The organism is Arthrobacter sp. KN11-1C, assembly GCF_052180225.1.
Lineage (GTDB): Bacteria > Actinomycetota > Actinomycetes > Actinomycetales > Micrococcaceae > Arthrobacter.
The window spans coordinates 123,842-149,584 of sequence record NZ_CP197467.1; the positions used below are offsets into that span (position 1 = coordinate 123,842).

Here is a 25,743-nt window from a genome sequence, read left to right on the forward strand (position 1 = left end):
TTTCCACATGCCCCAATCAGCATATTCATCGGGAGAACGTGCCATGCTTCCTGCAGATTCCACCTGGACCACCATCGACCGGATCCAGAACCTGATCCTGGAGAGCGCCGACTTCGAGGACTTCCTCAACGAACTGGCGCGGTTTTCTGCCCACCAGATGGCGGGCGACGGCGATGACGCGCTCTGCGGGATCACGCTCTTGCGCGAGCGGAAGGCACTCACGATTGGTTGGAGCAGTGATGAAGCCCGTGAAGTAGACGAGATCCAGTACTCCTTGGCCCAGGGGCCATGCTTGACGGCAGCCGAAGAGGAACGCGAAGTCCACGTGCCGGACCTCCTCGAGGAGAACCGATGGGGTCCTGACTATGCGAACGCCGTTGCGTCGCACGGACTGAGGTCTGTGTTGTCGTTGCCTTTCGACCTGGAGGGAGAGGCCAAAGCGGCGCTCAACCTGTACTCCGAGGCCCCGCACAAGTTCGACGAAAGGGCCGCAGATCGGGCCCGCGGGTACACCCGTGAGGTATCGCAGGCCCTGCGTCTTGCGATCAGGTTCGCCCTGCATGCGGATAGTGCAAAGAATCTCCGGGCAGCAATGGAGTCCCGCACGGTCATCGATATCGCTGTTGGAATTGTCATGGCACAGAGCCGCTGCAGCCAGGAGGACGCCGTCCGGATCCTGACGGAGGCCTCAAGCAACCGCAACGTGAAACTCCGCGATATCGCCAAGTCCTTGGTGGATTCCGTTGACGCCGCGGGCACCCTGACCCACTTCGAAGAACCGGCCCAGGAGCCGGGACGCACCCGGGCAGGGTGAGTCCGGCCCGCAGTTGGTCACCTCGCGGGGTGTACAACGGCGGTGCCAGAGGATAACCTTCTCAAGGTTGAGCCGTCGGCCATAGACACCCTTATTTGGAGTACCTATGGACCGTAGATTGCACGCCCTCGTAAAATTCGATGTTTCCACCGACGCCGTCGAAATCGACGTTCGGGGGAGCCTGAATCAAGATTCGAGGCCAGCACTCGTACACATCGTTCGCCGGATCCGGCGAATGGGCATCACCTCCCACATCAGAGTGGGCTTTTCCCACGCCGCGATTGTCGAATCGCAGGCCTTGGCGGGGCTCCGCAATGATCTCAATGCGATCGACGGCGGTACCACGGAAGTCGGCCTCGCCACCGGATCCGGAGTTTCACTCGAATTCACGGACAAGCCTGCCGGTTTCCCGCTCGGGGCCGCAACGGGAGTGAAATCGATCGAGATCACCGGCGAGTTCGCCGCCTCGATCGATGCGGCAGGACTCCAGCCGCTCGACAAGTGCTCCGATGAAGAACTTCTTGCCGCGAGCGATTTCGCCTTTGGCCTCCTGGACCAGCCCAACACGCCTGTCTCTCCGGTAGTGCTGGCGCATTACGACGCGATCGGCCTGGAGATCTCGCGGCGGGAAACCCGGGACGGCTCAGCGGATGCGCCTGAGCCGGTCTAAGCTAGGTCACCATTCAATGGAAAACGTGGAAGTGGTGAAGGCGCAGTGGCAAACTCGGCATCGGGCGATTCAGTGGTGGACCGCATCGTCCGGATCATCGAGGCGTTCCCCGAAGGCTCCACGTCCCTACGGCTTTCCGACGTAGCGGACACCGCCGGCCTGCCCCTCACAAGCGCCCATCGATTGGTCCGGCAGCTCGCCGATCATGGACTCCTGGAGCTCGGGGCAGGCGGTAGTGTCCGCTTGGGCCTGCGGTTGTGGGAACTCGTGAACCGGAATTCGCCAACCCTGGCCCTCCGGCAAGCGGCCCTGCCGTTCATGGAGGATATCCAGCAGGTGCTGAACCAGAACGTGAACCTTGCCGTGCTCGATGGCTGGGAAGCGTTGTTCGTCGAGCGTCTGTCCCGCCGGGGATCTGTGGCCAACCGCGCCCGCGTTGCCGGCCGCATGCCGGTCCACATCTCTTCGGCCGGGCTGGCACTGATGGCTGGCCAGCCGCGGGAACAGCAGGCCGAGTACCTCAAGCAGTTCAGCGACCCCGCGGGAAAGGTGACGGCCGACGTCGTCCGTCACCTTTTGGCGGAAACCGCCCAGCAGGGGTACGCGCAGCTCGCGGGCGTGGTGGATCCGGACACGTGGGGCATCGCGGTGCCGGTCACGGACCGCAAGCGGCGCACGGTAGCCGCGCTCGGCGTCGTGGTTCCGCTCGCGGAAATGCGCCTGCAGGCCCTGGTGCCTGCGCTGCAGACTGCGGCACGCGGCATCGCCCGCCAACTTGGGGAGCGACGGGACGCCTAAGTATTTCCGTTGAACGGAATTCGTATAACGCCGACCATGCGGCGGGGGTCACACTGATCAGCAGAACCACCGCAGCCCGTGAGGCGCGATTCCGCAATGAAGCGAGGAACACCATGGCACGCAAGATCATCACCACCCAAGTGGCCATCATGGGCGCAGGCCCGGCCGGCCTCATGCTTTCCCATCTGCTGGCCACCTCGGGGATCGAATCCACCGTCATCGAGGTCCGTAGCCATCAGCAGATCGCCGAAACAGTCCGTGCGGGAATCCTGGAACACGGCTCGGTGAACCTGCTCGTGGAAAGCGGGGTATCCGACCGGGTGCTGCGCGACGGCGACCGGCACGACGGGATCGAACTGCGCTTCAACGGCGAAAGCCACAGGATCGACTTCAAGGAGCTCGTGGGGGAGTCCGTGTGGCTCTACCCGCAGACGGAGGTCTTCCTCGATCTCGCCGCGCGGCGGAAGGACGACGGCGGCGACGTCCGGTACGGCGTCACGGACACCGCCATCCACGACCTCGAAGGGAAACCGAAGGTCTGGTTCACCGACGCCGAGGGCCAGGAATTCGAGATCCGGGCGGACTTCCTGGTGGGCGCAGACGGTTCCCGCAGCCACTGCCGCTTCCAGATCCCCGAGGCCACCCGGAAATGGTACTTCCACGAATACCCCTTCGCCTGGTTCGGCATCCTCGCCCAGGCCCCGCGCAGCTCGGACGAACTGATCTACGCCAACTCCAGGAACGGCTTCGCCCTGATCAGCCAGCGCACCGAGAACGTGCAGCGCATGTACTTCCAATGCGACCCCAAGGAAAACGTGGCCGATTGGGACGACGAGCGCATCTGGTCCGAATTCCGCAAACGCGTCAACGGAAACGGTTTTGAGCTCAAGGAGGGACCTGTCCTGGAGAAGATGGTCCTGCCGTTCCGCAGCTTCGTCCACGCCCCGATGCGCCACGGGAACCTGTTCCTGGCCGGCGACGCCGCCCACACTGTCCCGCCGACGGGTGCCAAGGGCCTCAATTTGGCCTTGCACGATGTCAAAATGCTCTTCGAAGGCCTGGAATCCTTCTACTCGAACGGTTCCGGCGGCTTGCTCGAGTCTTACAGCGACCGTGCCTTGGAACGTGTCTGGAAGGCCCAGCATTTCTCCTACTGGATGACGTCCATGCTGCACACCGTTCCCGGTTCGGACGACTTCGGCCGTGCCCGCCAGCTCGGCGAGCTCCGCTCCGTGGTCTCGTCCCGGCACGCCCGGGCGTACCTGGCTGAGTCGTACACGGGTTGGCCGGGCGGGAAGTAGCTGGCGACGCGCGGCTGGCGACACGGATGCTCGCCGGCGACACCCCGAATGACTGACGCGGCGCGTATCCGGGTGTCGTCGTGCCTTTTCCTTGTCAGCTGGCTAATTGCGCGTCCTGAGCGCTGGAACCTCGACGTAGTAGATCGAACCAGCGCCCGGGGCGAGGTAGCGGTGTGTTTGGTGTCGGACGGGCCGGTACTCATGGCCGAAAGGGTCCCGCACCGTGGCCTCTTCAAGATGGTCCAGCCCCGCGAGGACCCCATCGACATCCCTGAGCGTGGCCGGGTGCGTTTCTTCCCCACCTACGTCCAGCACCCACGGTGTCCCGTTGGCATTGCGGGCGCGTTCGAGGGTGAGGGTTTCAAACAATTCGGCCACGAGGGCCTCCCGGCTCAAGGGGTAGAAACGCTGCAAGCGATGAGTCTGCAGATTCCGGTGCCGGCTGTTCATCCACGCCTGGCGGAGCCAGCTGAATTCCACCGGCCCGAACGACGGGCCAAGGCACAGGTTCCTGTCCTTGTCCAAGGTAAGTCTGCAGTCGTTGCCTTCCCGGTCGAGGATGCAGGCCGCTTCGTCCACGTACTCAAGGTCTTCCAGCATGGCGGTCTCGGACGGGTAGTAGGTGAACTCGCCGATGTCATCGACCACGACGTAGTCTTTCGGACGCGTGCCCGGGACCGCGGCATCGAGTGCCGTTCCCTTGATCAAGGCAATGCGCTTCATGGTGAATCCATCTCCTGGGAGGACCGGTCCAAGGCCCCGCTGGTCTTGGATTCCTCGCTTTCATCACATCACCAAACGAAGCGGCCTCCCGGATCTTAATGGGATCCATATACCCGCAGTCACAGATTTAGCACTCTCTTAACGGTCAGGGCTCGAGCAAATGGGGGCAGGCATGTCAGACTTCGGCCATGAGTATCGAGCACTGGTGGCCGAAGCTGAAGCCGTCCACCCGGAAATGGCTGATCGAGAACAACGGCGACGCGGTCCCCCCGGATGTGGTTGCCGAGATCACCCAAGTTGGAGGCATCGTCACCTCCGATGCGTGGTGGGTTGGTCGGAGTGGGCCTTCGGGGTTCTATTTCTCGGACGAGGCGGTCGACTGGATAGAGGCGGTAGCGAACGGCGAGGTTCCCGAGCGGCCCTGACAGCACCCGCCCGGGGCGCCGCGAAGCCGCGCTCAGCCGACGTGGACCCAGGGTCGGCGGCTGATGTCGGGTTCGGCTTCCCGCAGGACTTCGCGGGTGACCGGGGCAATCTCTCCTTCGCCGAGGAACAGGAACTTCAGGAGATTGATGACCGGATTTCCTTCGGTCCAGCGGAAGTAGATGTGCGGCATGAGGCCGGTCACGTCGCGGATGTGCAGCAGCACTGACGCGATGGTGTTGGGGACCACGGGGCCGTGGACTTCCAGGATCTGGTGTCCGTGGCGCGTGATTCCACGGACTTCAAGCGCGGTTTCGAAGTCGGAGGAATCGTCCACGATCACTTCGAGGAAAAGTGCCTGGTAGTCCACCGGGATGTGGCTCACCTCGATGGCTGAGGTGAGTTTGTCCCTATAGGCCTCGGCGGTGAGGCGGAGGGGTTCGTGGGCGATGAGAGCGATCGGGCCGCTCAGGTTGGTGGACATGAATTCCAGTGCCTGGCGGTCCAGGTGGACGTGGGTGGCGTGTAGTTCAAAGGAACGGCGGATCCGGGAAAGCAGGGAGATCACGATGATGCCCACAATGAAGATCGCGGCGATCCGGATGCCCTCGGGACGCTCGAACATGTTGGCGACCGTGGTGTAGAGGAAGACCACGGCGATGACGCCGAAGCCGATCGTGCGCTTGCGCTGCCTCAAACGGCGGGCCGAGAGCGTCACCGCCACGGCTGCCGAGGTCATCAGCACCAGAACACCGGTCGCGTACGCGCCACCCTGGGCGTCGACGTCGGCGTTGAACAGGAAAGTGATCAGGAACCCGATGAGGGTGAACACCAGGACCAGCGGACGCACTGCTTTGGCCCACTCCGGAGCCATGCCGTAGCGCGGGAGGTACCTGGGGACCAGGTTCAAAAGGCCGGCCATGGCCGAGGCGCCTGCGAACCAGAGGATGGCGATGGTGCTCAGGTCGTAGACGGTGCCGAACCCCACCCCGAGGTACTCGTGCGCCATGAATGCCAAGGCGCGGCCGTTCGCCTGGCCGCCGGGCTGGAATTCCTTCTCCGGGATCAGCACCACCGTGATGAAGCTGGTGGCAAGGAGGAACGAACTCATGATCACCGCGGCTGAGGTGAGGAGCCTCCGGGCGCCCTTGATGCGGGCGACGGGATTGTCTTCGGTGTCGCTGGGGGCCCCTTTGATCTGCGGCATGACGGCGACGCCGGTCTCGAAGCCGGACATGCCCAGCGCCAGTTTCGGGAAGACCAACAAGGCAATGGCAACCACCATCAGCGGGTTTCCGTGGGAGGAGGACAGCGCCGTCCACCAGTCGGTGACAGCCACGGGATGGGTAAGGACTTCTGCCAATGTGACCACCACGAGCACGACGTTCAAGCTCAGATAAAGGGCGACGAGGGCGACGGCGACACCGATCGCTTCCTTGAATCCCCGCAGGAAGACGGCGGCGAGTAGTGCTAGCAGGAACTGCGTGACCGCGACATTCTGGCCTTGCAACCAGCTGGGCGCAATCGGGTTCTCGATCAGGTGGGCAGTGGCGTCTGCTGCGGAAAGGGTCATGGTGATCATGAAGTCCGTCGCGGCGAAGCCCAGCAGCACCAAGACGAAGAACTTGCCGGTCCAGCGGGGCATCAGGCGCTCCAACATGGCAATTGATCCCTCACCGCGGGGGCTTTCGCCCGCCACCCGGTGGTAGACCGGAAGGGCGCCAAGCAAAGTGAGGCCAACCAGGACCAAGGTGGCGATCGGGGAAATCACGCCAGCGGCGAGTACGGCGATGGCCGGCGCGTAACCCAGGCTGGAGAAATAGTCGACGCCAGTGAGGCACATGACCTGCCACCACGAATGCTTCTTCAGATGGGAATCGCCCACCGCGCCGGGGCCTTGGTGCGATCCTTTGGAGTCCTGCAGTCCGAACAGCAGCCATGTCCGCAACGAGGCCATGCCCCCTGGCCGTGATGCCGAAGGATCAGCAGGTGGCCTGCTCAAGGTAGTCATGGTGTCCTTTCCGCGCGACGCGCAGGCACCGCGATCATTGCTGAAGATAGCACCGACTACAGGTGTTTTCGCTGGTTGAAGCCGATCTTGATGAATCCTTAACGGCGATGTCCCGGAAGCCGCGGGGCTGCCGAAAGAAGCCGCACCTGTTAAGAAGCCGTCAAGATTCGGCCCTGCGGTGTTAAGGAACCATCAGGAACCGATTTTCACCGCCACCCGAGGAGTTGACTGGCATCAGCCCCGCAAACGGGGCGTTGATGAAAGGACGTTCCAATGGCCGACGTGGCTGTTGTGGGGATCTTCGTGGTGTCCATGGGGATCGTGATGTGGATTGCCCACCTTCTGGGCAAAATCGTCGACGGCGATGGGCCGGTGAACGGGCAGTGAGCGCGGACGCCGTGATGTGGTTGGTCCTGTTCATTGCGGGCCTTTGTCTGTTCGGCTACCTGCTGGCCGTCTTGATCCACCCGGAAAAGTGGTGATTCCGGATGGTTTTCAGCATTGCCTCCTTCGTCACCCAGGTGGCCGTCCTGCTCCTGCTGTTGGTTTTGGCGCACAAGCCCCTGGGCGTCTATCTTGCCCGCGTGTTTGAGGGCAAGAAGTCAACCCGCGTGGAGCGGCTGTTCTACAGGCTGGCCGGGGTGGATGCCGGGGCCGAACAGCGCTGGTCGATTTACCTGCGCAGTGTATTGGTCTTTTCTGCGGTGTCCATCCTTGTGGTGTTCCTTCTCCAGCGGCTCCAAGGCGTCCTCCCTGGGAACAACTCCCTCCCGGGCGTGGATCCGTGGACGGCCATGAACACGGCCATTTCCTTTGCCACGAACACGAATTGGCAGACCTACACGCCTGAAACCACCATGGGCATCTTCGTGCAGATGTGCCTGCTGGCCGTGCAGAACTTCCTCTCCGCCGCCGTCGGAATCGTGGTGGTGGTGGCCCTGATCCGCGGCATCGCGCGAACCCGGACGGACAAGCTGGGGAATTTCTGGGTGGACCTGGCCCGCACTTCGTTCCGCGTGCTGCTCCCGATGGCTGCGCTCGCGGCCGTCGTGATGGTGATCGGCGGTGTGGTGCAGAACTTCTGGTCCACCGACGTCGTCAACCAAGCAACAGGTGTCACCCAGACCATCCCCGGTGGGCCGGTAGCCTCCCAGGAGGCCATCAAGATCCTCGGCACCAACGGTGGCGGCTATTTCAACGCCAATTCTGCGCACCCGTTCGAGAACCCGAACGTCTTCATCAGCATGTTCCAGGTCTTCCTGATCCTTCTCATCCCTTCCGCTCTGCCGTACGCCTATGGCCGCATGGTGGGAGACCAACGGCAGGGATACACGGTAGTGGGGGTCATGGGCACGCTCTGGCTGGCGTCCACCGTCCTGATGGGCTGGGCCTTTGCCGGTGCTGAGGGGACGGCAACCGCAGCGGCAGGCGGTCTGGGGGAGGGCTTTGAGCAGCGCTTCGGCGCGGCCCAGAGTTCAATCTTTGCCACGGCCACCACGCTGACGTCCACGGGCGCCATCAATGTCGCGCACGATTCCATCCCTCCGCTGGCAGGCGGCATCACCATGGTGAACATGATGCTCGGCGAAGTTGCCCCGGGCGGCACCGGATCCGGGCTCTACGGCCTGCTCATCCTCGCGATTGTCTCCGTGTTCATCGCCGGGCTCATGGTGGGCCGCACCCCGGAGTTCCTGGGCAAGAAGATCGGACCCCGGGAAATGAAGCTCACGGCGATGTACATCCTCGTGACGCCGGTGGTGGTGCTGGCCACGGCCGGCGTCACGGTCCTGCTCCCCGACGCCATGGCCAACGCCCCGGCCTCCGGTCCGCACCAATTCAGCGAAGTGCTCTACGCGTTCACCTCCGGGGCGAACAACAACGGCTCGGCCTTCGGCGGGATCACCAGCTCCGGCCCGTACTTGTCAACGATGCTTGGAATCGCGATGCTGCTTGGCCGCTTCCTGCCCATGGTGCTGGTGCTTGCCTTGGCGGGTTCCCTCGCGAAACAGCCCAGGATCCCGGCGTCGTCCGGCACGGTCCCCACCCACGGCTGGCTCTTCGGCTCCCTCTTGCTCAGCGTCACGGTGATCATGACCGCCCTGAGCTACTTCCCGGCCCTCTCCCTAGGCCCCCTCGCAGAAGGACTCCTCAAATGACCCGGTCCAACACGGCATTAGCCTCGGACACCGCCGCCCAGACCTACGCCGACGGAAATCCCCTGGGCACTCCGGGGGAGCACAAGCACCACACCAAGGCACCGGCCAAGCTCGACTTTGCCAGCATCCGGACCGCCTTGCCGGTCGCGGTACGGAAGCTGGGGCCGCGCCAGATGATCCATTCTCCGGTGATGTTCACCGTGTTGGTGGGGGCGGCTCTCTGCACGGCCATCTGCATCCTCAAACCCGCCGTGTTCGGCATCTCCGTGACGATCTGGCTTTGGCTGACGGTGCTCTTCGGTACTTTGTCGGAAGCCATCGCCGAGGGCCGCGGCAAGGCCCAGGCAGACAGTCTTCGGGCCAGCAGGAAAGGCGTCGTTGCAAGGCTTCGCCTGGAGGACGGCACCCTCAAGGAAGTGCCGGGAACGGAACTGCGGAAGAACGACGTCGTCATCTGCGAAGCCGGGGACGTCATCCCTTCCGATGGTGAGATCATCGAAGGCCTGGCGAGCGTGGACGAATCCACCATCACCGGTGAATCGGCGCCCGTCATCCGCGAATCCGGAGGCGACCGCTCCTCGGTGACCGGCGGTACCAAGGTCCTTTCGGACCGCATCGCCGTGCGCATTACGGCTGAAGCGGGCGAAACGTTCATCGACCGGATGATCAAGCTTGTGGAAGGCGCCGTCCGGCAAAAGACGCCCAACGAAATCGCACTCCACGTCCTCCTTGTCTCGCTGACGATCGTTTTCCTGGCGGTCACCATGAGCTTGGCGCCGTTCGCTTCACTGCCGGGGGCAACCCCGTCGCCGATCGTCCTGGTGGCGCTGCTCGTCTGCCTGATCCCGACGACGATCGGGGCGCTCGTGCCGGCCATCGGCATCGCCGGCATGGACCGCCTAGTGCAGCACAACGTCCTGGCCACGTCCGGCCGCGCCGTGGAGACCGCGGGAGACATCACCACCCTCTTGCTCGACAAGACCGGCACCATCACCTACGGCAACCGCCGGGCGGTCAACTTCTTCCCCGCCCACGACGTCGAGACGTCTGAACTCATCGAAGCGGCCCGGCTGTCCAGCCTCGCCGATGAGACGCCGGAGGGTCGCTCGATCGTGGATCTCGCAGCGGAAAAGGGCGTCGGCGGCCCGGACCTTGCCGCTCTACTAAAGGGCTCGGAAGAGTTCGCGGTTGTCGAATTCAGCGCAAGCACGCGCATGAGCGGCCTGGATCTCGATGGACGGAAGATCCGCAAGGGCGCCGCAACCGCCGTCGCGAAGTTCGTGGCGGACGCCGGCGGCCAGACGCCCGCCGAGGTGGACCGCAAGGTGCGGGAAATCTCCGCCCAGGGCGGCACCCCGCTGTTGGTGGCCGGCGTCGGGCACGACGGCGGAGCCCGGGTCCTCGGCACGATCCACCTCGCCGATGTGGTCAAGCCGGGCATGCACGCCCGCTTCGCCGAACTGCGCCGGATGGGCATCCGGACGATCATGATCACGGGCGACAACCCCATCACGGCCAAGGCAATTGCCGCGGAGTCGGGCGTCGACGATTTCGTCGCCGAGGCTACCCCCGAGGACAAGCTGGCCGTCATCAAGGACGAACAGGCGCACGGCCGGCTGGTGGCCATGACCGGCGACGGCACCAACGACGCCCCCGCGCTCGCCGCTGCGGATGTCGGCGTCGCCATGAACTCGGGCACCCCGGCTGCCAAGGAAGCGGCCAACATGGTGGACCTGGACTCGGATCCCACAAAGCTCATCAACATTGTGGGCATCGGCAAACAGTTGCTCATCACCCGCGGCGCCCTGACCACGTTCTCGGTGGCCAACGACGTCGCAAAGTACTTCGCGATCGTCCCAGCCCTCTTCACGGGCGCTTTTCCCGGACTCGGGCTCTTGAACATCATGGGCCTGGCCTCGCCCTCTTCGGCCATCCTGTCCGCGGTGATCTTCAACGCCTTGATCATCATCGCCCTGGTTCCGCTCGCCCTGCGCGGCGTCAAATACCGTGCCGTCTCGGCGAACCAGGCGCTGGCCAGGAACCTCGCAATCTACGGCCTCGGCGGACTCGTGGCTCCCTTCATCGGGATCAAGCTCATCGACCTGCTCATTTCCCTCATCCCCGGTATCGGCTAGGAGCTACCATGAACACCCTTCCCGGCTATCTGCGGCAAGCAGGAACGGCCCTGCGGTTCCTGGTCCTGGCCACCGTCGTCCTTGGATTGATCTACCCGCTGGCGATCTTCGGTATCGGCCAGGCCGTTGCGCCATTCCAAGCCAACGGCTCCATCGTGCGGGACGCATCCGGAAAGCCCGCTGCTTCGGCACTGATTGCCCAAGTCTCCGCCAACGACGCCGGCATCCAGAACCCGCTGTGGTTCCACGCCCGCCCCTCGGCGGCCAAGTGGGACCCGGGCGCGTCTACCGCCAGCAACCTGGGACCCAACGATCCCAAACTGCTCGACGCCGTCAAAGCCAACCGCGCCGCCGTCGCCGCCGCGGAAGGGGTCAAGGAGCCCGACGTTCCAGCCGACGCCGTGACGGCGAGCGGTTCCGGGCTCGATCCGCAGATCTCGGTAGCCTATGCCCGCCTCCAAGTGCCCAGGGTGGCCAAGGCGCACGGGTTGAGTCCTGAAACCGTGCAGGCCATGGTGGACCGCCGGACGGTTACGGGACTCGAGGCCTTCCTGGGACAGCCGTCCGTGAACGTCACGGAGTTGAACCTGGACGTCGCAGCAGCGGCCGTCAAATAGAGGAAATCGGCCAAGGGAGCGCGGCCAGCCCGGCGGGCAACCCCCGCGTTCAACAAGTGAAAGAATGACCACATGGCACGGGCAACGCTGCGCATTTTCCTCGGGGCAGCCCCGGGGGTGGGGAAGACCTACGCCATGCTTGAAGAGGCCCACCGGCTGCGCGGGCGTGGCGAAGACTTGGCGGTGGCTTTCGCCATGGATCACGGGCGCAGCGACACCCGGGCCTTGATGGACGGACTGGAAGTCATTCCACCGCACAGAATCGCGTATCGGGACACCAGCTTTGAAGAGATGGACGTCGACGCGGTCCTGGCACGTAAGCCGCGCACCGCCGTCGTCGATGAATACGCCCACTCGAACATCCCCGGAAGCCGCAACCCCAAGCGCTGGCAGGACGTCGAGGAATTGCTCAACGCCGGCATCAACGTCCTCTCCACCGTCAACGTGCAGCATCTGGCATCCCTCGGTGACGTCGTGAGTGCCATCACCGACGTCCGGCAGGCGGAAACAGTGCCCGACGACGTGGTGCGGCGTGCCGACCAGATCCACCTTGTCGACATCTCACCGGAGCTGTTGCGGCAGCGGTTGGGCGACGGCAAGATCTACTCGGCGGACAAGATCGACGCCGCGCTGTCCAACTACTTCCGGATGGGCAACCTGACGGCTTTGCGGGAACTGGCGCTGCTGTGGCTGGCCGACCGCGTGGATGAAGGCCTTGCGAAGTACCGTTCGGAGCAGGGGATCGAGGCGAGCTGGCCCGCCCGCGAACGCATAGTCATCGGCCTCACGGGCGGGCCCGAAGGGGAAGTCCTCGTCCGCAGGGCTGCCCGGATCCTCAAGCGCGTCAACGGCGGCGACTTGCTCGCGGTGCACGTCCGCGCCGCGGATGGCGTGGCATCGGAATCCCCGCAGGCGTTGGAAGCCCAGCGCTTGTTGGTCCGGGATTTGGGTGGCAGCTACCACACGGTGGCGGGGGAGGATCCAGCGAAGGCCTTGCTTGACTTCGCCCGCAGCGTGAACGCGACCCAGATCGTCGTCGGGATTTCGCGACGCCGGAGCCTCGTTGCCCGGCTGACGGGCCGAGGGATCGGCAACCGGGTGGTGCGGGACTCCGGCGATATTGACGTGCACATGGTTTCGCATCCTTTGGGTGGACGGGGCGTCGACCGTCCGCGGCAGCGGGACTTTGGCCGCACCAGGGTGATCGTCGGCCTTGCAATGGCCGTGGTCCTTCCCGTTCTTCTGCAGCTCCTCCTTGCCGCGAGTCCTTCGCACAGCATTGCGACGGCGGTGCTCGTCCAGCTCACGGGCTCGGTTGCCGTGGCACTGGTCGGCGGGTTATGGCCCGCCCTGCTCGGTGCCTTGTGGAGCAGCCTGTTGGTGAACTTCTTCTCCATACCGCCCGTGGGAACCCTGACCATCAGCGATCCCGAGAACATTCTTGCCTTGCTGGTCTTCGTGGGCGTTTCAGCCGCTGTGGCCGCCGTCGTGGACGTCTCGGCGAGGCGTTCCAAGGAAGCCGCCCGCGCCCGTGCCGAGGCCACCACCCTGGGTGACCTCACGCGTGGGGCGTCGAGCGCCGAGGACACCGTCGAAGGACTCTTGAAGCAAGCGCTGGACGTGTTCCAGATGCGCGGCGCGGCGTTGTACAGGGCCGCGGGTTCGGCCGGCACCGTCCCTGCCAGCGGGTGGCGCCTCGTCGCGAAGGCCGGAGAGGCGGCGCCGTTCCCTGCCGACGGCGGCGAAAATACGGAGCAGATCGACGCCGGGACCCGGCTGGTCCTGTCCGGCCGCATCCTGCCGGCCAGCGACCGCCGATTGCTCAGCGCTTTCGGAGCGCATCTTTCGGCGCAACTTGAGCGGCGACAACTCGCAGCGAGCCGGCGTGAGGTCATGCGCTTGGCCGAGAGCAACACCATGCGCACGTCCATCCTGCGGGCCGTCTCCCATGACTTGCGGACTCCGCTGGCCGGGATCAAATTGGCCGTGGGCGGCTTGCGGCAAAGCAACGTCCATTACACGCCGGAGGAGGAACAGGAGCTGTTGGCAACCATCGAGGAATGCTCGGACAGGCTGGACGTCCTCGTGGGGAATCTCCTGGACATGTCCCGCATTACCTCTGACTCCGTGAACGCACTGATTCGCCCGGTGCGCTGGTACGAAGTGATCCCCACAGCCCTCCATGGCGTGCCGCCGGGCCGGGTGCGGGTGGACCTGCCGGGCAATATGCCGGAGATCGACGCCGACGCCGGCATGCTGGAGCGCGTCATCGCGAACATCGTGGAGAACGCCATCAAGTACGCCCCGGATTCCGATGTTGTGCTGGTGGGAGCCGCGGGTGGCTTCAGTTCGTCCACCCTGGACGGGAGGCCGTCCGGGGAACTTCGTATCATCGACCACGGCCAAGGGGTCCCCGCCGAAAGCGTGGTCAGGATGTTCCAACCGTTCCAGCGGCTCAACGACGTCCCTTCCACCACCGGGGTTGGCTTGGGACTCGCCGTGGCCAAGGGATTCACGGAAGCGATGGGAGGCACCCTCACTGCGGAAGAGACTCCGGGCGGCGGCCTGACCATGGTGATCCGACTTCCGCTATCCACGGGGATCGCTTTCCCGCACGCGGACGCGCAAGCACCCATGGAAGCGCAATCGGTTCTCTTGCAACGCCGCCACATGCCGCCGTCGGGCAGTCCGGATAGCGCCTCCAAGGAGACGATATGAGCAACGTCCTGGTAGTGGACGACGATCCCCATATCGTCAAGGCCTTGCGGATTACGCTCCAAGCCCACGGTTACAACGTGGCCACCGCGTCCGATGGCGAATCAGCCTTGCGCTCTGCCGCCCAGCACCCGGTGGGCGTCTTGATCCTCGACCTGGGCTTGCCGGATATCGACGGAACCACGGTCATCTCGCGCCTGCGTGAGTGGAGCAGCGTGCCCATCCTGGTCCTCTCCGCACGTCACGGCTCCGACGACAAGGTGGAAGCCCTGGACGCCGGAGCGGACGACTACATCACCAAGCCGTTCGGGCTTGACGAGCTGCTGGCGCGGCTCCGGGCCGTCCTGCGGCGCACCACGGATCCGGGCGAGGAAGCGCCTGTGCTCGTGACTGAAGCGTTCACGGTGGACTTGGCCATGAGACGCGTGACGCGCGACGGCGAGGACGTCCGGCTGACGCCGACGGAGTGGAGGATCCTGGATCTTTTCGTGCGCAATCCCGAGAAACTGATCACCCAGCAGCAGCTCCTCAGCGAGGTGTGGGGCCCGGCCTACGCCAAGGAAGCCAATTACCTGCGCGTGTACATGGCGCAGCTCCGGCGGAAACTCGAACTGGAGCCCGGGAACCCGCGCCACCTGATCACCGAGGTAGGGATCGGGTACCGGTTCATGCCGTGAGGCGGGCTTTCAGGCCGCCTCGGACCCGGCCAACGCCACGGTCTCCCCGGCTTCGACGAGCCGCGCATACGCGCCGCCGGTATCGCGAAGCTGCCCGGGAGTTCCGAACTCCACGATGGCACCGCCGGAGAGCACTGCGAGCTGATCGGCTTTCTCCACCGTCGAGAGCCTGTGGGCGATGGTCAGGGTAGTCCGGCCAACCGCCAGCCGGTCGAGCGCTGCCTGGACATGGGCTTCGGTGGCGTTGTCCAGGGCGGACGTGGCCTCGTCGAGGACGAGAACTTTGGGATTGCGCAGGATGGTCCGGGCAATGGCCAAGCGCTGCTGTTCCCCTCCGGAGAACCGGTGGCCCCGGGCCCCGACCATCGTGTCCAGACCGTCGGGCAAACTTGCGATCAGATCCGCGATCTGGGCCGAGGCCAGCGCTTTCCACAGGACAGCGTCGTCCGCGCCGGGTGCAGCGAGGAGCAGGTTTTCCCGGATGGTGTCGTGAATCAGGTACGTCTCCTGGGACACCACACCCACGATTTTCGTCAGCTCCTCCGGAGCGATGTCGCGCACGTCGACGCCGTCAATGGTGATCCGCCCGGCGGTGGCGTCATGCAGGCGCGGGACCAGCGAGCCCAGCGTCGATTTGCCGGAGCCTGTGGGACCCACGATTGCGGTGCTGGTGCCGGCCGGAAGCGTGAGGTCGACGTCGAGCAGAACGTCAGTGCCGCCGTCGTACGCGAAACGGACCCCCTCGAAGCGGACCTCGCCGCGCACTGCGGCCGGGTCCAGCGGGACGGGCTGCGCCGGGGGAGTGATCTCGGGAGACAGATCCAGGTACTCAAAGATGCGGCTGAACAGGGCCATCGCCGTGACCCACTGGACGCCGAGATCCAGCAAGCTCATCACGGGGCGGAAGATGGCGCCCTGCAGTGCGGTGAACGCCACGAGCGTGCCGATGGTCATGCCTCCGCTGGTGACGGGCAGCCCGGCGGCCAGGTAGATCAGCGCCGGGATGGCCGAGAAGATGATGCCCATGGTTGACATCCGCCAGCGGCCTGCCAGCTGGGAGCGCATCTCCAGGCCAATCAGCCGTTTGGAGCTTTCGGTATAGCGGTGGGCGTCGCGCTTGGTGGTGCCGAGGGTTTTGGAAAGCCGGACGCCGGAGACCGACAACCCTTCCTCGACCTGCGTGTTCATGGTGGCCAGTTCGCCCTGCAGTGTGGACGTGATGTTGCGCCGGAGCAGGGCCACCCGGCGGGTGAACCAGACGGCCGGCGGGATCACTATCAGGGACAGGAGCGAGAGCCCGGGCGAAATGGCCACCATGGCGATCGCGGTGGCGATGGCCGTGGTCAGGTTGGAGGCAACGCCGGTCGCGGTGGAGGTGATGACTTGCTGAAGGCCGGAAATGTCGTTGTTCAACCGCGACTGCACCTCGCCGCTGCGGGTCCGGGTAAAGAATCCGAGCGATTGCTTCTGCAGATGGGTGAACAAACGCGTGCGCAGGGTGTGCATGATCTTCTGGCCCATGCCCGTGGTCATCCAGGTCTGCAGCACGCCAATGAGCGCGGTCGCGGCGGCCACGGCGATCAAGCCGGCGGCCAGCCACGCGAGAAGCGGCAGATTCTTGCTGGGCAACGCGACGTCGATGATGTGGCGGACCAGGAACGGCTGCGCCAGGCCGATGATGCTGGAAGCGCTGATGAGAAGTACGACGACGGCGATGGTCGCCTTGTGCGGGGTGAACAGCGCCGCGATCCGTTTGAGGCTCACGGGATGCTGATTTAGCTGGGTGCGGTCCGCAGGATTGAGGCGGGCGGGGCCGCGGCCGGGACCTCGGGCTCCAGCGCCCGGTCGATGGGGATTTTGGGTGAGTATGTTCTCCGTCATAAGCACCACCTCCAGTGGCGAGCGGGGCACGGGAATCGCGCCTACTAATACAGAGGTTACCTCACTATGTGGTTACGGGTCAAATTGTTAGACTGACGGCATGCACTCACAGCCCTCTGATTCCGCCGACCTTGGCGATCTCTTCCATGCCGCTTTCCGGGGGTTGCGCCGGACCTGGGCTGAGCAGCTGTCGCCGTGGGAGCTGACGCCGCACCAATGGCGGGCGCTCATGACGCTCATGCGCCCCGCACCGGGGGATCCGATGCGGTTGAAGGACCTGGCGGAACGGCTGCGCATTGCGCCGCGATCGGCCACGGAAGTGGTGGACCAACTCGAAGTCAAAGGCCTCGTCCGTCGCGATCCGGATCCCACGGACCGGCGGGCCACCCTCGTCGCCGCCACGGCGGACGGGCAGGAGCTCTTTTCGAAGATCAGCGCCGAACGGCGTGGCAAGTCCTCCGAGTACTTTGCCCGGCTCAGCGCAGAAGATCGCGCCGAGCTGGCCCGGATTCTGGGGCAGCTCCGGGACTGAGGCCAACGCCGGCTGCCTGCCAAGTTGCCGCAGAGTAGGTAGAGTCGAAGCCATGACTCGCCGGAAGGTTCAAGTTGCCCTTGTCGCGCTCCCTTTCGCGTTGTGCCTGATGGCACTGGCGCCCGCGGAGACCGCAGGGGCCGCAAACTGCAGTTCACAGGGCCTCTTAGGTGTGGTTGGCATGTGTGCTCCCAGCGGCTCCCAGTCCCCCCGGCCGTCGGTCAAACCCACCCCGTCCGCCACGCCCAGCCCACCACTGCAACCGCAACCCCAGCCGGATCCCGGCGTCGTAGTTCCTCCCGGTGGCGCGTCAACGCCCTCGCCGGCGGTGACCGCGCAGCCGAGCCCCACCCAGGTCGCACCACCCGCTACAACCGTGGCAGCAGTTCCGACGCCGACCGTTTCCAACCCGAGCCCCTCGGTGCAAAATTCAACCTCGGCCGCGGTCGCGTCCCGGATTGACCCCGGCACCCCCGCCCAGGGCGACCATCCCATCGCTCCAAGCGTCTCGGTCGCTGGAATCCTGTTGGCCTTCGGCGGAACCCTGATTGCCGCGGGCGGAGTGGTTGGCCTCAGAAGATATCCACGGCTCTAATCCGGTCCCACGGAGTCATCGGGAAACAGGTAATAGCCGACCCTGCCTCATTCCCATGTGCGTTCCTAGGATGGAAAGCAAGTCGAAAAGCTTTCACTGAAAGAGGGACAAACCATGGCTACTGGACAAGGACGGGTTGCCGTCATCACCGGAGCGTCATCAGGAATCGGCGCCGCCACGGCGCGGGCCCTGGCCGCCGATGGGTACCGGGTCGCGCTGCTCGCACGGAGGGCCGACCGGATTCGGGCGTTGGCTGAAGAGCTCGGAGATGGTGCGATCGCCATTGAGGCGGATGTGACCGATCGCGGCTCCTTGGTGGCGGCCGCGGAGCGGGTCAAGGCAGAGTTCGGCGGGACCGACGTCTTGGTCAACAACGCGGGGATCATGCTGCTCGGTCCATTCTCTTCGGATCAGCAGGAGGACTACCGCCAGATGATCGAGGTGAACCTCATCGGGGCCATCACCGCGACGGAGGTCTTTTTGGACCAGCTCCGCGACGGCGGCGGGGACCTGGTGAACATCTCTTCGGTCGCGGGCAGGACGGCCCGGCCCGGCAATGGCGTCTATGCCGCGACGAAGTGGGGCATCAACGGCTGGTCGGAATCGCTGCGGCAGGAACTTCAACCGGGGGTCCGCGTCACGGTCATCGAACCCGGAGCGGTTGCCACCGAGCTGCCGAGCCACATCACGCATGAGCAGACCAGGGCGGGCGCCGAGGCGATGTACAGCCAGGTGGCCGTCACCGCCGAGGACATCGCCGAAGTGATCGCGTTCGCCGTCAGCCGCCCCTCGCGCCTGACCATCAACGAGATCCTGCTCCGCCCCGCCGGCCAGGCCTGAATCGCGTAGCCGTGTGTCGCCGTCGTCGAAATTAAGGTACGGAATGGACAACAGGACCGAGGTGCAGGACTTCCTGACATCGCGTCGCGCCCGGGTCACCCCGGAACAGGCCGGGATTCCCGTCTACGGGCGTAACCGGCGCGTCAAGGGCCTTCGCCGCGAGGAAGTGGCGATGCTGGCAGGCGTGAGCGTGGATTACTACGTGCGCATGGAGCGTGGCAATCTCTCCGGTGTTTCGGAGAGCATTCTCGACGCGGTTGCGCGCACGCTCCAGCTGAGCGAGGTTGAGCACGCCCACCTCTACGATCTCGCCAACACAGCCAACAGCAACGGCACCCGCCGCGCGCGCCCGGCGACTCTCCACGTACGCCCGGCAGTGCAGCGCATACTCGATTCGATCGGCGCACCGGCCTGGGTCAGGAACGGCAAAGCCGATTTCCTTGCCGGCAATCGCCTGGGACGGGCGCTCTATGCGCCGATCTTCGTCGATCCCCGACGGCCGGGAAACACCGCTCGATTCCTTTTCCTGGATCCACGCGCCGGGGACTTCTATCCTGATTGGCCGGAAATGGCCCGCGGCATGGTTGCAACGCTTCGCACCGAGGCCGGCAAGCACCCCTACGACAAGGGCCTCACCGACCTCATCGGTGAACTCGCGACCCACAGTGAACCCTTCCGCCAGCTTTGGGCCTCACACGAGGTCCTCGTCCACCGCAACGGCACCAAGCGCCTTCGGCATCCCGTGGTCGGCGATCTGGAACTCACTTACGAGGCCATGCAGCTGACCACGGACGAGGGCCTGACCCTGCTCATCTATGCCGCCGAACCGGGTTCCCGGTCCGAGGAGGGACTCCGGTTGCTCAACAGCTGGGCGCCCGTGGAGGCCGCTGAAGCCGGACCTTCCGCACCCCTGAACGAATCACTAACGAGGAGAACCCCATGACCGAACAATCCCGTGCCCAGCAACTCGTTGGAGACATCTCGCCAAAACTGGCCTCACTTACCGACGACGTTCTCTTCGCTGACGTCTGGGAACGGGCCGAGTTGGCCAAGCGGGACCGGAGCCTGATTACCGTTGCCTGTCTCGTGACAAGCGGCAGCACCGAGCAGCTTTTTGGACACTTGCGGCTTGCGAAGGCCAACGGACTCAGCGAAGCCGAATTGAGCGAGGCTATTACGCACCTGGCGTTCTACGCGGGCTGGCCGAAGGCGATGTCCGCCATGGCGGTCGCCAAGCAGGTATTTGCCGAGTAGCCAGGTTCGCGTTTGGGGGCGCTTGGCGCCCCCACCCCGGTTGCGCCCGGATTTGCTGCCCGGAGTCAGGCCTGCGGGGTTTGCCCTTGGAGGGAGGCAATCTGCGCACGTGCGGCTGCGATGAGTTCCTCGTTGGTGTTCGCGTGGCCGTTGAGGCCCCAGCCGCCGTCGGGCGCTTCCGTGAGCAGGACCCAGGTTCGATCGGGCAGGGTCGGGTCCGCGGCGGCGGTTGCGACGAGCGCGGTGAGCTGTTCGACCAAGACGAGCTGCTTGTCGCGGTCCAAGGCGCCCGCGTTCGTGAGGACCTGCACGCGCACGTAGTTGCTGTCGCCGTCGACGTTCGACAGGTCTCCCGCCGGGAGTTCATGGACGAACGCCGCGGTGTTCTTGCGGAACATCGGGATATCCGGCACCTGCTCCACGCGCATCACCGTCGCTGCCAGATCAATCGCGAGCTGGTGCTTGTCGGCGAAGGTCCCTGTCGTGGCGTACACGTCGATCATGGGCATGGTGCTTCTCCTTTTCGATGGGGCTCAACGGTCATTCGTGGTGCCATCCTTGCACCTCGCTGTCACCGTGTCTTCCTTTGGGCAATCATTTGCGGATCATCCGGCTTGACGTCTTTGGAAGTGCGGTTCTTCGGCCGGTGCGGCGGGATCGGTTCGGACGCGAAGCGTCGTGGTCCGCTCCACATTGACGGCGGGGCGTCGATCGCGTAGGCCAGCGCGTACGCGACCTTTTCGTAGTTGACGCGCCAACCCCTGAAATGGGGCCAGGCTTGTTCCGCTGTTACTTCCACCGGGTAGTCGACGGTCTGCAGGAGCTCCACGGCCGTTTGAAAGTCTTCGAATTTAACGTCGAGTTCGGAATCGGGATCGGGATCTTCCTCGACCGGGATACGAATGGCCCGCGCCACTTGGTTCAGGCAGGTGAACCCCATCCGAAGGACCAGCCGCGCCCGGGTGCTCGGGGCAGATCCCGGACTGAGGGACAGCTGCAACGCGGCCGCGTCCATGACGCTGAGGAGGGAGTTGAGCCAGTTCGATTGCGGTGAAGGCGAACGGAACCACACCAAAGTGAGGTACGTGCTGTGTGATTCGGCGACATCCGCGGCCCATCGCTCCCACCTTTGGTAAAGCTCGCTGAGTTCGCTGGTGCTGGTTTGAGCGGCCATGCCAAACCGCGTGCGCACCAGAAGCTCCGGTCCCCATGAGGGTGAGCCTGCCCTCGATACCAGGAGCGTTACCTCCGCTTCACGCCTGTTGAAGGCCGAATAGAGCGTGGGCAGATAACCGATCTGCAATGCGATGACGATCAACCCGGTGTACGCGGCTATGTAGACCAACACCGTGTTGCCGACATTGGATGGGGCAGCGTAGCCGAGGGTGAACATTGCGGAGCCGGCTTCGCTTGAGGCTTGCCAGAAGTCGCCGTCGACGAAAGGAAGGAGCAGCAGACTGAACGACAGATCGAACAGGATCACCCAAACCAGCAGGCGGACGAAGAGCGCCATCGGAGACTGCCAGGCAAGGATCCGATCACGCGCTTCGTACGAGGTGACGGGTTTTGTGATGACAAAGAAGATTTTCGCGGTGACCAAATGGGTCACCCGTGAAAGGTTGCTGTGCAGCGGCCGCGGCACAATGAGCGTTCCGATCACACTCATCCAGTTCAGGAGCAACCCAAGCAGCCCGACTGAAAAACACGCCCACACGATTACTGTCAATGCGCTCTTTCGACATTGTTAGACACCAATACAGCTATTGACCACCGGTAGGGACAAAGCTGGTGAGGCTCGTATCATTCATTCCACCATCGGACCTTGTCAAGGGTGAGGGGTTCCGTGGTGCTTACGGATGACGTCACCAGTAAAGCATCGCCGGAAAGTTAGGGAGAAACCATCGTGGCAAGCCATCTCATCCTCGGGGCCGGACTTATAGGCGGAACGCTCGCGAGGCAGCTGTGCGCCCGTGGAGACCAGGTAACACTTGGTACGCGCAGCGGCACCACGGTCTCCGGGGTAACCCCCGTGAAACTGGACGCGAGCAACCCGGCCGACGTGACACAGGCTGCACAGGGAGCCGACACGATTTTCGTTTGCACCAACCCGCCCTATACCAACTGGGTAGCCGACTGGCCGCCGATCTTCGACGCCGTGATTACTGCGGCCCGTGACTCCGGGGCCGCGCTTGTGCTCATGGGCAACCTCTATGCTTACGGGCAGCCGGTCGGCCCGATGACCGAGCATTCACGGCTCGCCACCACCGAGAAGAAGGGCCTTGTGCGCAAAGCGGGTTGGGAGAAAGTCCTCGCAGCGCACGAACGCGGTGAAATCCGGGCAGTCGAGGTTCGGGCGAGCGACTACTTCGGCCCAGGAGCGGTCGGAATGTCGACCCACCTCGGTGCCAGCTTTTTCGAACCGCTCCTGGCCTCCAAAACGGCGCGCGTCGTTGGGGATCCCGCCCTAGAGCACAGTTGGAGCTTCCTTCCCGATATCGCCGCGACGCTGATCGCTGCTGCCGACCACACCGGCGAATGGGGCCGCGCTTGGCATGTGCCGAGTGCCTCCGCCCCGCGCACGCAAATCGTGCGGCAGGTGAATGAGCGTTGGGGCGTGAAAGGCCGGGTGGCAGCGATCCCGCAGTGGTCACTTAAGGCCCTCGGCACCGTCCTTCCGATCATGCGCGAGATGTCAGCTTCCAGTTACCAATTCACGATGCCCTTCGTGATCGACTCCGAGGAGACCCGGAAGGTGTTGGGTGTTACGGCAACACCCTGGGAGGAAGCGTTGGAGGCCACGGTGGACAGCTACCGCAAGCCAACAACGAGTCATTCGGTGCGGTGACTACCCCCTCCGCTCAACCGCCGCAAGAATGGCCTCGCCGAGTTCAAGCGGCTTGGTGAACTGGGGCCAATGCCCGGTGGGCAGGTCCATGAATTCGACGTCGTTGATGCGCGCGAGCTCAGCTACGAAGGGGTGGCCGGATTCGATCCATTCGCCGAGCAGGCTGGAGGGGAACTCGCACGCGATGATCGTGGCCGGGACGTCGTAGCGGCGCACATCGTGCAAACGCTGTTTGTCTGTGGTCACGTTCTTTGGTTCCGGGATGGCGCGTGCACGGAAGGCCGCCCGTAGCTCCTCGTTGAGGTCCACGAGGTCTTCATTTTCGAACAGCTCCCATGGGGGCAAGGGCACGGCATCGCCCTCAACCGGCAGTTCGTCGTTGATGACGCCGCCCTCGCCCAGAGGGCCGCTGTCCACGTACACCGCCCGGACCACGCGGTCCGGGCGGGCGTCGACGGCGCCGTGGATGATGGCGCCTCCCCCTGAGTGGCCGACCAGCACAACGGGATTGCCAACGGCGTCGACGGCCGCCACTACTGCCTCGATGTGATCCCTGAGGCCGATGCCGGACCGTGGGGCGTCAACGGCCTCCAGCCCGGGCAGCGTGAGCGGGTGGACTGTATGCCCAGCGGCAACAAGCGGCGGCGTGACCTCCGACCATGAAGAAGCGTCCAACCAGAATCCGGGAACCATGATGATGTCCATGCCGGTACCCTACGACGGGGCACCGACAGAATGAACCCTTGCGTTGGTCCCGCATGCCGGAACGCGCCAACGGCTCACACTGCCGCTGTCCGTCCCGATCGCAGGAGGGGCGCGAAGAACGCGGCGAGTTCCGCCGTCGCGGTCAAGGGCAAAACGTTCGCGACGTACTGGTCCGGCCGCACCACCACCACAACTCCGCCGCGGTCAAGGCCGCGTAGCTCGAAGATGTCTGCCGAAGGATCGGTGCCGTAGACGTTCTCGAGGTACGTGAGCTTGAACGGTCCGACCTGCGGCTTGAATGCCGCCGGTACAGCCCCGATGTCGATGCTCGTGTGCTCCTGCTGGTAGATCACCTTCACGTCGAACCATGCGTCCCGGTCAGCGCCCGACGGCGTTCCGGCCAGCGGCGAGCCCGGCGAGTTCGCGATCCACTCGGCAAAGTCGACGACGGCCGACGGCGCGCCAGCTTCGCACGCGTCCGCGAACACATAGATGCGCCACCGTCCGTCAGCCTTGGCCTGGTGCCCGAGTTGCAGCGGGTTGGTGTCGCAGACGCGCACCACGGGCGCAGACTTGAAACGCTTCCCGATGGTGAATCCCGTGGCCAGGTCTTGGTGCGCGGGCTCGGCGATGAGCGGTGAGGGAGCGTAATGGGTCATGAAGCCGGCAGGGAACTCCGCGGTGCTCACGTAGAAGTTCTCCAGTTCGGTGGGATCCTCGAATTCTTCGGGCTTCTTCGCCATGAGCGTGGACCACTCTTTGTCGAAGTCGATGAGGTTCTTGGCAATGACTTGGCGTTCGGCGGAGTACGTGGACAGCAAGCTCTCCGGGCTCCGCCCTTCGAGTACATGTCCGAGCTTCCAAGCCAGGTTGAAGCCGTCCTGCATGGAGACGTTCATTCCCTGGCCGGCCTTGGCGCTGTGGGTGTGGCATGCGTCGCCTGCAATGAACACACGCGGTGTGCGGGTGCCGCGCTCGTCCGGCAGGACGTCGTCGAACCTGTCGGTGAGGCGGTGGCCCACTTCGTAGACGCTGTGCCAGGCGACGTTGCGGACATCGAGCGTGTAGGGATGGAGGATTTCGTTGGCCTTGGCGATGATCTCGTCGATGGTGGTGTTGCGTACGGAGCGGTTGTCGTTCCGGTTCACTTCGCCGAGGTCTACGTACATGCGGAAGAGGTGGCCGCCTTCGCGCGGAATCAGCAGGATGCTGCCGCCCGTGCCGGACTGGATGGCGCATTTCGTGCGGATGTCGGGGAAGTCCGTGACGGCCAGGACGTCCATGACGCCCCAGGCGTGGTTTGCCTGGTCGCCGGCAAGCGTGCAACCGATCGACTCGCGCACCTTGCTCCGCGCGCCATCGGCCCCCACGACGTACTTGGCCCGGACAACACGCTCCTGGCCTTCGTTGGGTCCTGCCGTGTGGAGGAGGGTGACGGTGACTGGGTAGTCGCCTTCGCCGGTGACCTCGAGGCCGCGGAATTCGTATCCGTAATCGGCGGACATGCGGGCAGGGGAGTTCGCCATGAACTCGGCGAAGTAGTCCAGCACGCGCGCCTGATTGACGATGAGGTGCGGGAATTCGCTGATGTCTCCCGTGGGATCGTCGAGGGCCCGCGCGGTCCGGATGATGCGGGAGGGATCCGAGGGATCCGGCTTCCAGAATGCCATCTCGGTGATCCGGTACGCCTCGGCAATGATCCGTTCGGCGAAGCCGAAGGCCTGGAACGTTTCCACACTCCGGGCTTGGATACCGTCGGCCTGGCCGATCGCGAGCCTGCCCGGGCGGCGTTCCACGATCCGGGTGGTGACTCCCGGGAACTGGGACAACTGCGCCGCGGCGAGCATGCCCGCGGGGCCGCTGCCCACAATGAGCACGTCGACCTCGTCGGGAAGGTCGGCCGGCCGGTTGATGCCGACGCCGGCAGCCGCCTGGACTCGCGGGTCACCGGACACGTAACCGTGGTGGTGGAACTGCATGGATATCCTCACTTCGTTGTGTGGTTGTTCAATTATAGAACTGTAAATTCTCTATCTGAACCCTGAATTGGA

Annotated in this window: 24 protein-coding genes; 17 read left to right on the forward strand and 7 right to left on the reverse strand. The window is 64.5% G+C overall.

The genetic code is table 11. The features are described 5' to 3' along the window. Positions 1–43 precede the first annotated feature (43 nt). The 4 genes from ACSBOX_RS00590 to ACSBOX_RS00605 all read left to right on the forward strand — a co-directional run bounded on the left by ACSBOX_RS00590 (position 44) and on the right by ACSBOX_RS00605 (position 3,583). Positions 44–814 carry a GAF and ANTAR domain-containing protein gene (locus ACSBOX_RS00590; RefSeq protein ID WP_442546092.1) on the forward strand — a complete coding sequence of 257 codons (771 nt, stop codon included), beginning with the start codon at positions 44–46 and terminating at the stop codon, positions 812–814. A gap of 106 nt (positions 815–920) precedes the next feature. Then, positions 921–1,484, forward strand: coding sequence for a hypothetical protein (locus ACSBOX_RS00595; RefSeq protein ID WP_442544324.1), 564 nt, complete (start codon positions 921–923; stop codon positions 1,482–1,484). 45 nt (positions 1,485–1,529) lie between these two features. Next, complete coding sequence (locus tag ACSBOX_RS00600; protein ID WP_442544325.1) at positions 1,530–2,282, forward strand: IclR family transcriptional regulator; 753 nt, start codon at positions 1,530–1,532, stop codon at positions 2,280–2,282. A 113-nt stretch (positions 2,283–2,395) separates the two neighbouring features. Then, on the forward strand, positions 2,396–3,583 hold the full coding sequence (locus tag ACSBOX_RS00605) for a 4-hydroxybenzoate 3-monooxygenase (protein ID WP_442544326.1): 1,188 nt from the start codon (positions 2,396–2,398) through the stop codon (positions 3,581–3,583). A 102-nt stretch (positions 3,584–3,685) separates the two neighbouring features. Here the strand turns inward: ACSBOX_RS00605 and ACSBOX_RS00610 are convergent, their stop codons facing one another. Then, positions 3,686–4,306 carry a hypothetical protein gene (locus ACSBOX_RS00610; RefSeq protein WP_442544327.1) on the reverse strand — a complete coding sequence of 207 codons (621 nt, stop codon included), beginning with the start codon at positions 4,304–4,306 and terminating at the stop codon, positions 3,686–3,688. A 188-nt stretch (positions 4,307–4,494) separates the two neighbouring features. Between ACSBOX_RS00610 and ACSBOX_RS00615 the strand changes: the two genes are divergently transcribed. Next, positions 4,495–4,731 carry a hypothetical protein gene (locus tag ACSBOX_RS00615; protein ID WP_442544328.1) on the forward strand — a complete coding sequence of 79 codons (237 nt, stop codon included), beginning with the start codon at positions 4,495–4,497 and terminating at the stop codon, positions 4,729–4,731. 32 nt (positions 4,732–4,763) lie between these two features. Here the strand turns inward: ACSBOX_RS00615 and ACSBOX_RS00620 are convergent, their stop codons facing one another. Next, entirely contained in the window at positions 4,764–6,740 is a 1,977-nt protein-coding gene (locus tag ACSBOX_RS00620) for an amino acid transporter (protein WP_442544329.1), read from the reverse strand. Between the two features lie 401 nt (positions 6,741–7,141). Here ACSBOX_RS00620 and ACSBOX_RS00625 point away from each other — a divergent pair, with 401 nt between their 5' ends. From ACSBOX_RS00625 to ACSBOX_RS00650, 6 genes are all read left to right on the forward strand, one after another. Continuing rightward, positions 7,142–7,222 (forward strand): potassium-transporting ATPase subunit F, encoded by an 81-nt coding sequence (locus tag ACSBOX_RS00625; protein ID WP_231497388.1) that lies wholly within the window; start codon positions 7,142–7,144, stop codon positions 7,220–7,222. Positions 7,223–7,228: 6 nt separating this feature from the next. Continuing rightward, positions 7,229–8,896 (forward strand): potassium-transporting ATPase subunit KdpA, encoded by a 1,668-nt coding sequence (kdpA, locus tag ACSBOX_RS00630; RefSeq protein WP_442544330.1) that lies wholly within the window; start codon positions 7,229–7,231, stop codon positions 8,894–8,896. After that, positions 8,893–11,031: a potassium-transporting ATPase subunit KdpB gene (gene kdpB, locus ACSBOX_RS00635; RefSeq protein ID WP_442544331.1), complete on the forward strand. Its 2,139-nt coding sequence runs from the start codon at positions 8,893–8,895 to the stop codon at positions 11,029–11,031. Before kdpA ends, kdpB begins: the two co-directional genes overlap by 4 nt. Before the next feature lie 8 nt (positions 11,032–11,039). Continuing rightward, complete coding sequence (kdpC, locus tag ACSBOX_RS00640) at positions 11,040–11,648, forward strand: K(+)-transporting ATPase subunit C (RefSeq protein ID WP_442544332.1); 609 nt, start codon at positions 11,040–11,042, stop codon at positions 11,646–11,648. A gap of 72 nt (positions 11,649–11,720) precedes the next feature. Beyond that, positions 11,721–14,366: an ATP-binding protein gene (locus ACSBOX_RS00645; RefSeq protein ID WP_442544333.1), complete on the forward strand. Its 2,646-nt coding sequence runs from the start codon at positions 11,721–11,723 to the stop codon at positions 14,364–14,366. Beyond that, complete coding sequence (locus ACSBOX_RS00650; RefSeq protein ID WP_442544334.1) at positions 14,363–15,040, forward strand: response regulator; 678 nt, start codon at positions 14,363–14,365, stop codon at positions 15,038–15,040. The genes ACSBOX_RS00645 and ACSBOX_RS00650 overlap by 4 nt, the downstream gene beginning before the upstream one ends. A 9-nt stretch (positions 15,041–15,049) precedes the next feature. On the opposite strand, the gene ACSBOX_RS00655 is transcribed toward ACSBOX_RS00650, so the two are convergent. Further along, entirely contained in the window at positions 15,050–16,921 is a 1,872-nt protein-coding gene (locus tag ACSBOX_RS00655) for an ABC transporter ATP-binding protein (RefSeq protein WP_442544335.1), read from the reverse strand. Positions 16,922–17,021: 100 nt separating this feature from the next. On the opposite strand from ACSBOX_RS00655, the gene ACSBOX_RS00660 reads away from it, so the two are divergent. The 5 genes from ACSBOX_RS00660 to ACSBOX_RS00680 all read left to right on the forward strand — a co-directional run bounded on the left by ACSBOX_RS00660 (position 17,022) and on the right by ACSBOX_RS00680 (position 20,142). Then, positions 17,022–17,453 (forward strand): MarR family winged helix-turn-helix transcriptional regulator, encoded by a 432-nt coding sequence (locus tag ACSBOX_RS00660; RefSeq protein ID WP_442544336.1) that lies wholly within the window; start codon positions 17,022–17,024, stop codon positions 17,451–17,453. A gap of 52 nt (positions 17,454–17,505) precedes the next feature. Next, positions 17,506–18,048, forward strand: coding sequence for a hypothetical protein (locus ACSBOX_RS00665; RefSeq protein ID WP_442544337.1), 543 nt, complete (start codon positions 17,506–17,508; stop codon positions 18,046–18,048). A gap of 114 nt (positions 18,049–18,162) precedes the next feature. Further along, the gene (locus ACSBOX_RS00670) at positions 18,163–18,888 is read left to right on the forward strand and encodes an SDR family oxidoreductase (RefSeq protein WP_442544338.1); all 726 of its coding nucleotides are present in this window, start codon (positions 18,163–18,165) and stop codon (positions 18,886–18,888) included. Positions 18,889–18,931: 43 nt separating this feature from the next. Next, positions 18,932–19,831 carry a helix-turn-helix transcriptional regulator gene (locus ACSBOX_RS00675; RefSeq protein WP_442544339.1) on the forward strand — a complete coding sequence of 300 codons (900 nt, stop codon included), beginning with the start codon at positions 18,932–18,934 and terminating at the stop codon, positions 19,829–19,831. Then, on the forward strand, positions 19,828–20,142 hold the full coding sequence (locus tag ACSBOX_RS00680) for a carboxymuconolactone decarboxylase family protein (protein WP_442544340.1): 315 nt from the start codon (positions 19,828–19,830) through the stop codon (positions 20,140–20,142). The genes ACSBOX_RS00675 and ACSBOX_RS00680 overlap by 4 nt, the downstream gene beginning before the upstream one ends. 65 nt (positions 20,143–20,207) lie before the next feature. Here the strand turns inward: ACSBOX_RS00680 and ACSBOX_RS00685 are convergent, their stop codons facing one another. Both ACSBOX_RS00685 and ACSBOX_RS00690 read right to left on the reverse strand, forming a co-directional pair. After that, the gene (locus ACSBOX_RS00685) at positions 20,208–20,651 is read right to left on the reverse strand and encodes a hypothetical protein (RefSeq protein ID WP_442544341.1); all 444 of its coding nucleotides are present in this window, start codon (positions 20,649–20,651) and stop codon (positions 20,208–20,210) included. A gap of 62 nt (positions 20,652–20,713) precedes the next feature. After that, complete coding sequence (locus tag ACSBOX_RS00690; protein ID WP_442544342.1) at positions 20,714–21,808, reverse strand: hypothetical protein; 1,095 nt, start codon at positions 21,806–21,808, stop codon at positions 20,714–20,716. Positions 21,809–22,045: 237 nt separating this feature from the next. Between ACSBOX_RS00690 and ACSBOX_RS00695 the strand changes: the two genes are divergently transcribed. Beyond that, complete coding sequence (locus ACSBOX_RS00695; RefSeq protein WP_442544343.1) at positions 22,046–22,987, forward strand: NAD(P)H-binding protein; 942 nt, start codon at positions 22,046–22,048, stop codon at positions 22,985–22,987. Here ACSBOX_RS00695 and ACSBOX_RS00700 read toward each other — a convergent pair whose 3' ends face one another. Together ACSBOX_RS00700 and ACSBOX_RS00705 are read right to left on the reverse strand one after the other, a co-directional pair. Further along, on the reverse strand, positions 22,988–23,692 hold the full coding sequence (locus tag ACSBOX_RS00700; protein WP_442544344.1) for an alpha/beta fold hydrolase: 705 nt from the start codon (positions 23,690–23,692) through the stop codon (positions 22,988–22,990). It abuts the gene before it with no gap. A 74-nt stretch (positions 23,693–23,766) separates the two neighbouring features. Continuing rightward, positions 23,767–25,671, reverse strand: coding sequence for an FAD-binding monooxygenase (locus ACSBOX_RS00705; protein WP_442544345.1), 1,905 nt, complete (start codon positions 25,669–25,671; stop codon positions 23,767–23,769). Positions 25,672–25,743 lie beyond the last annotated feature (72 nt).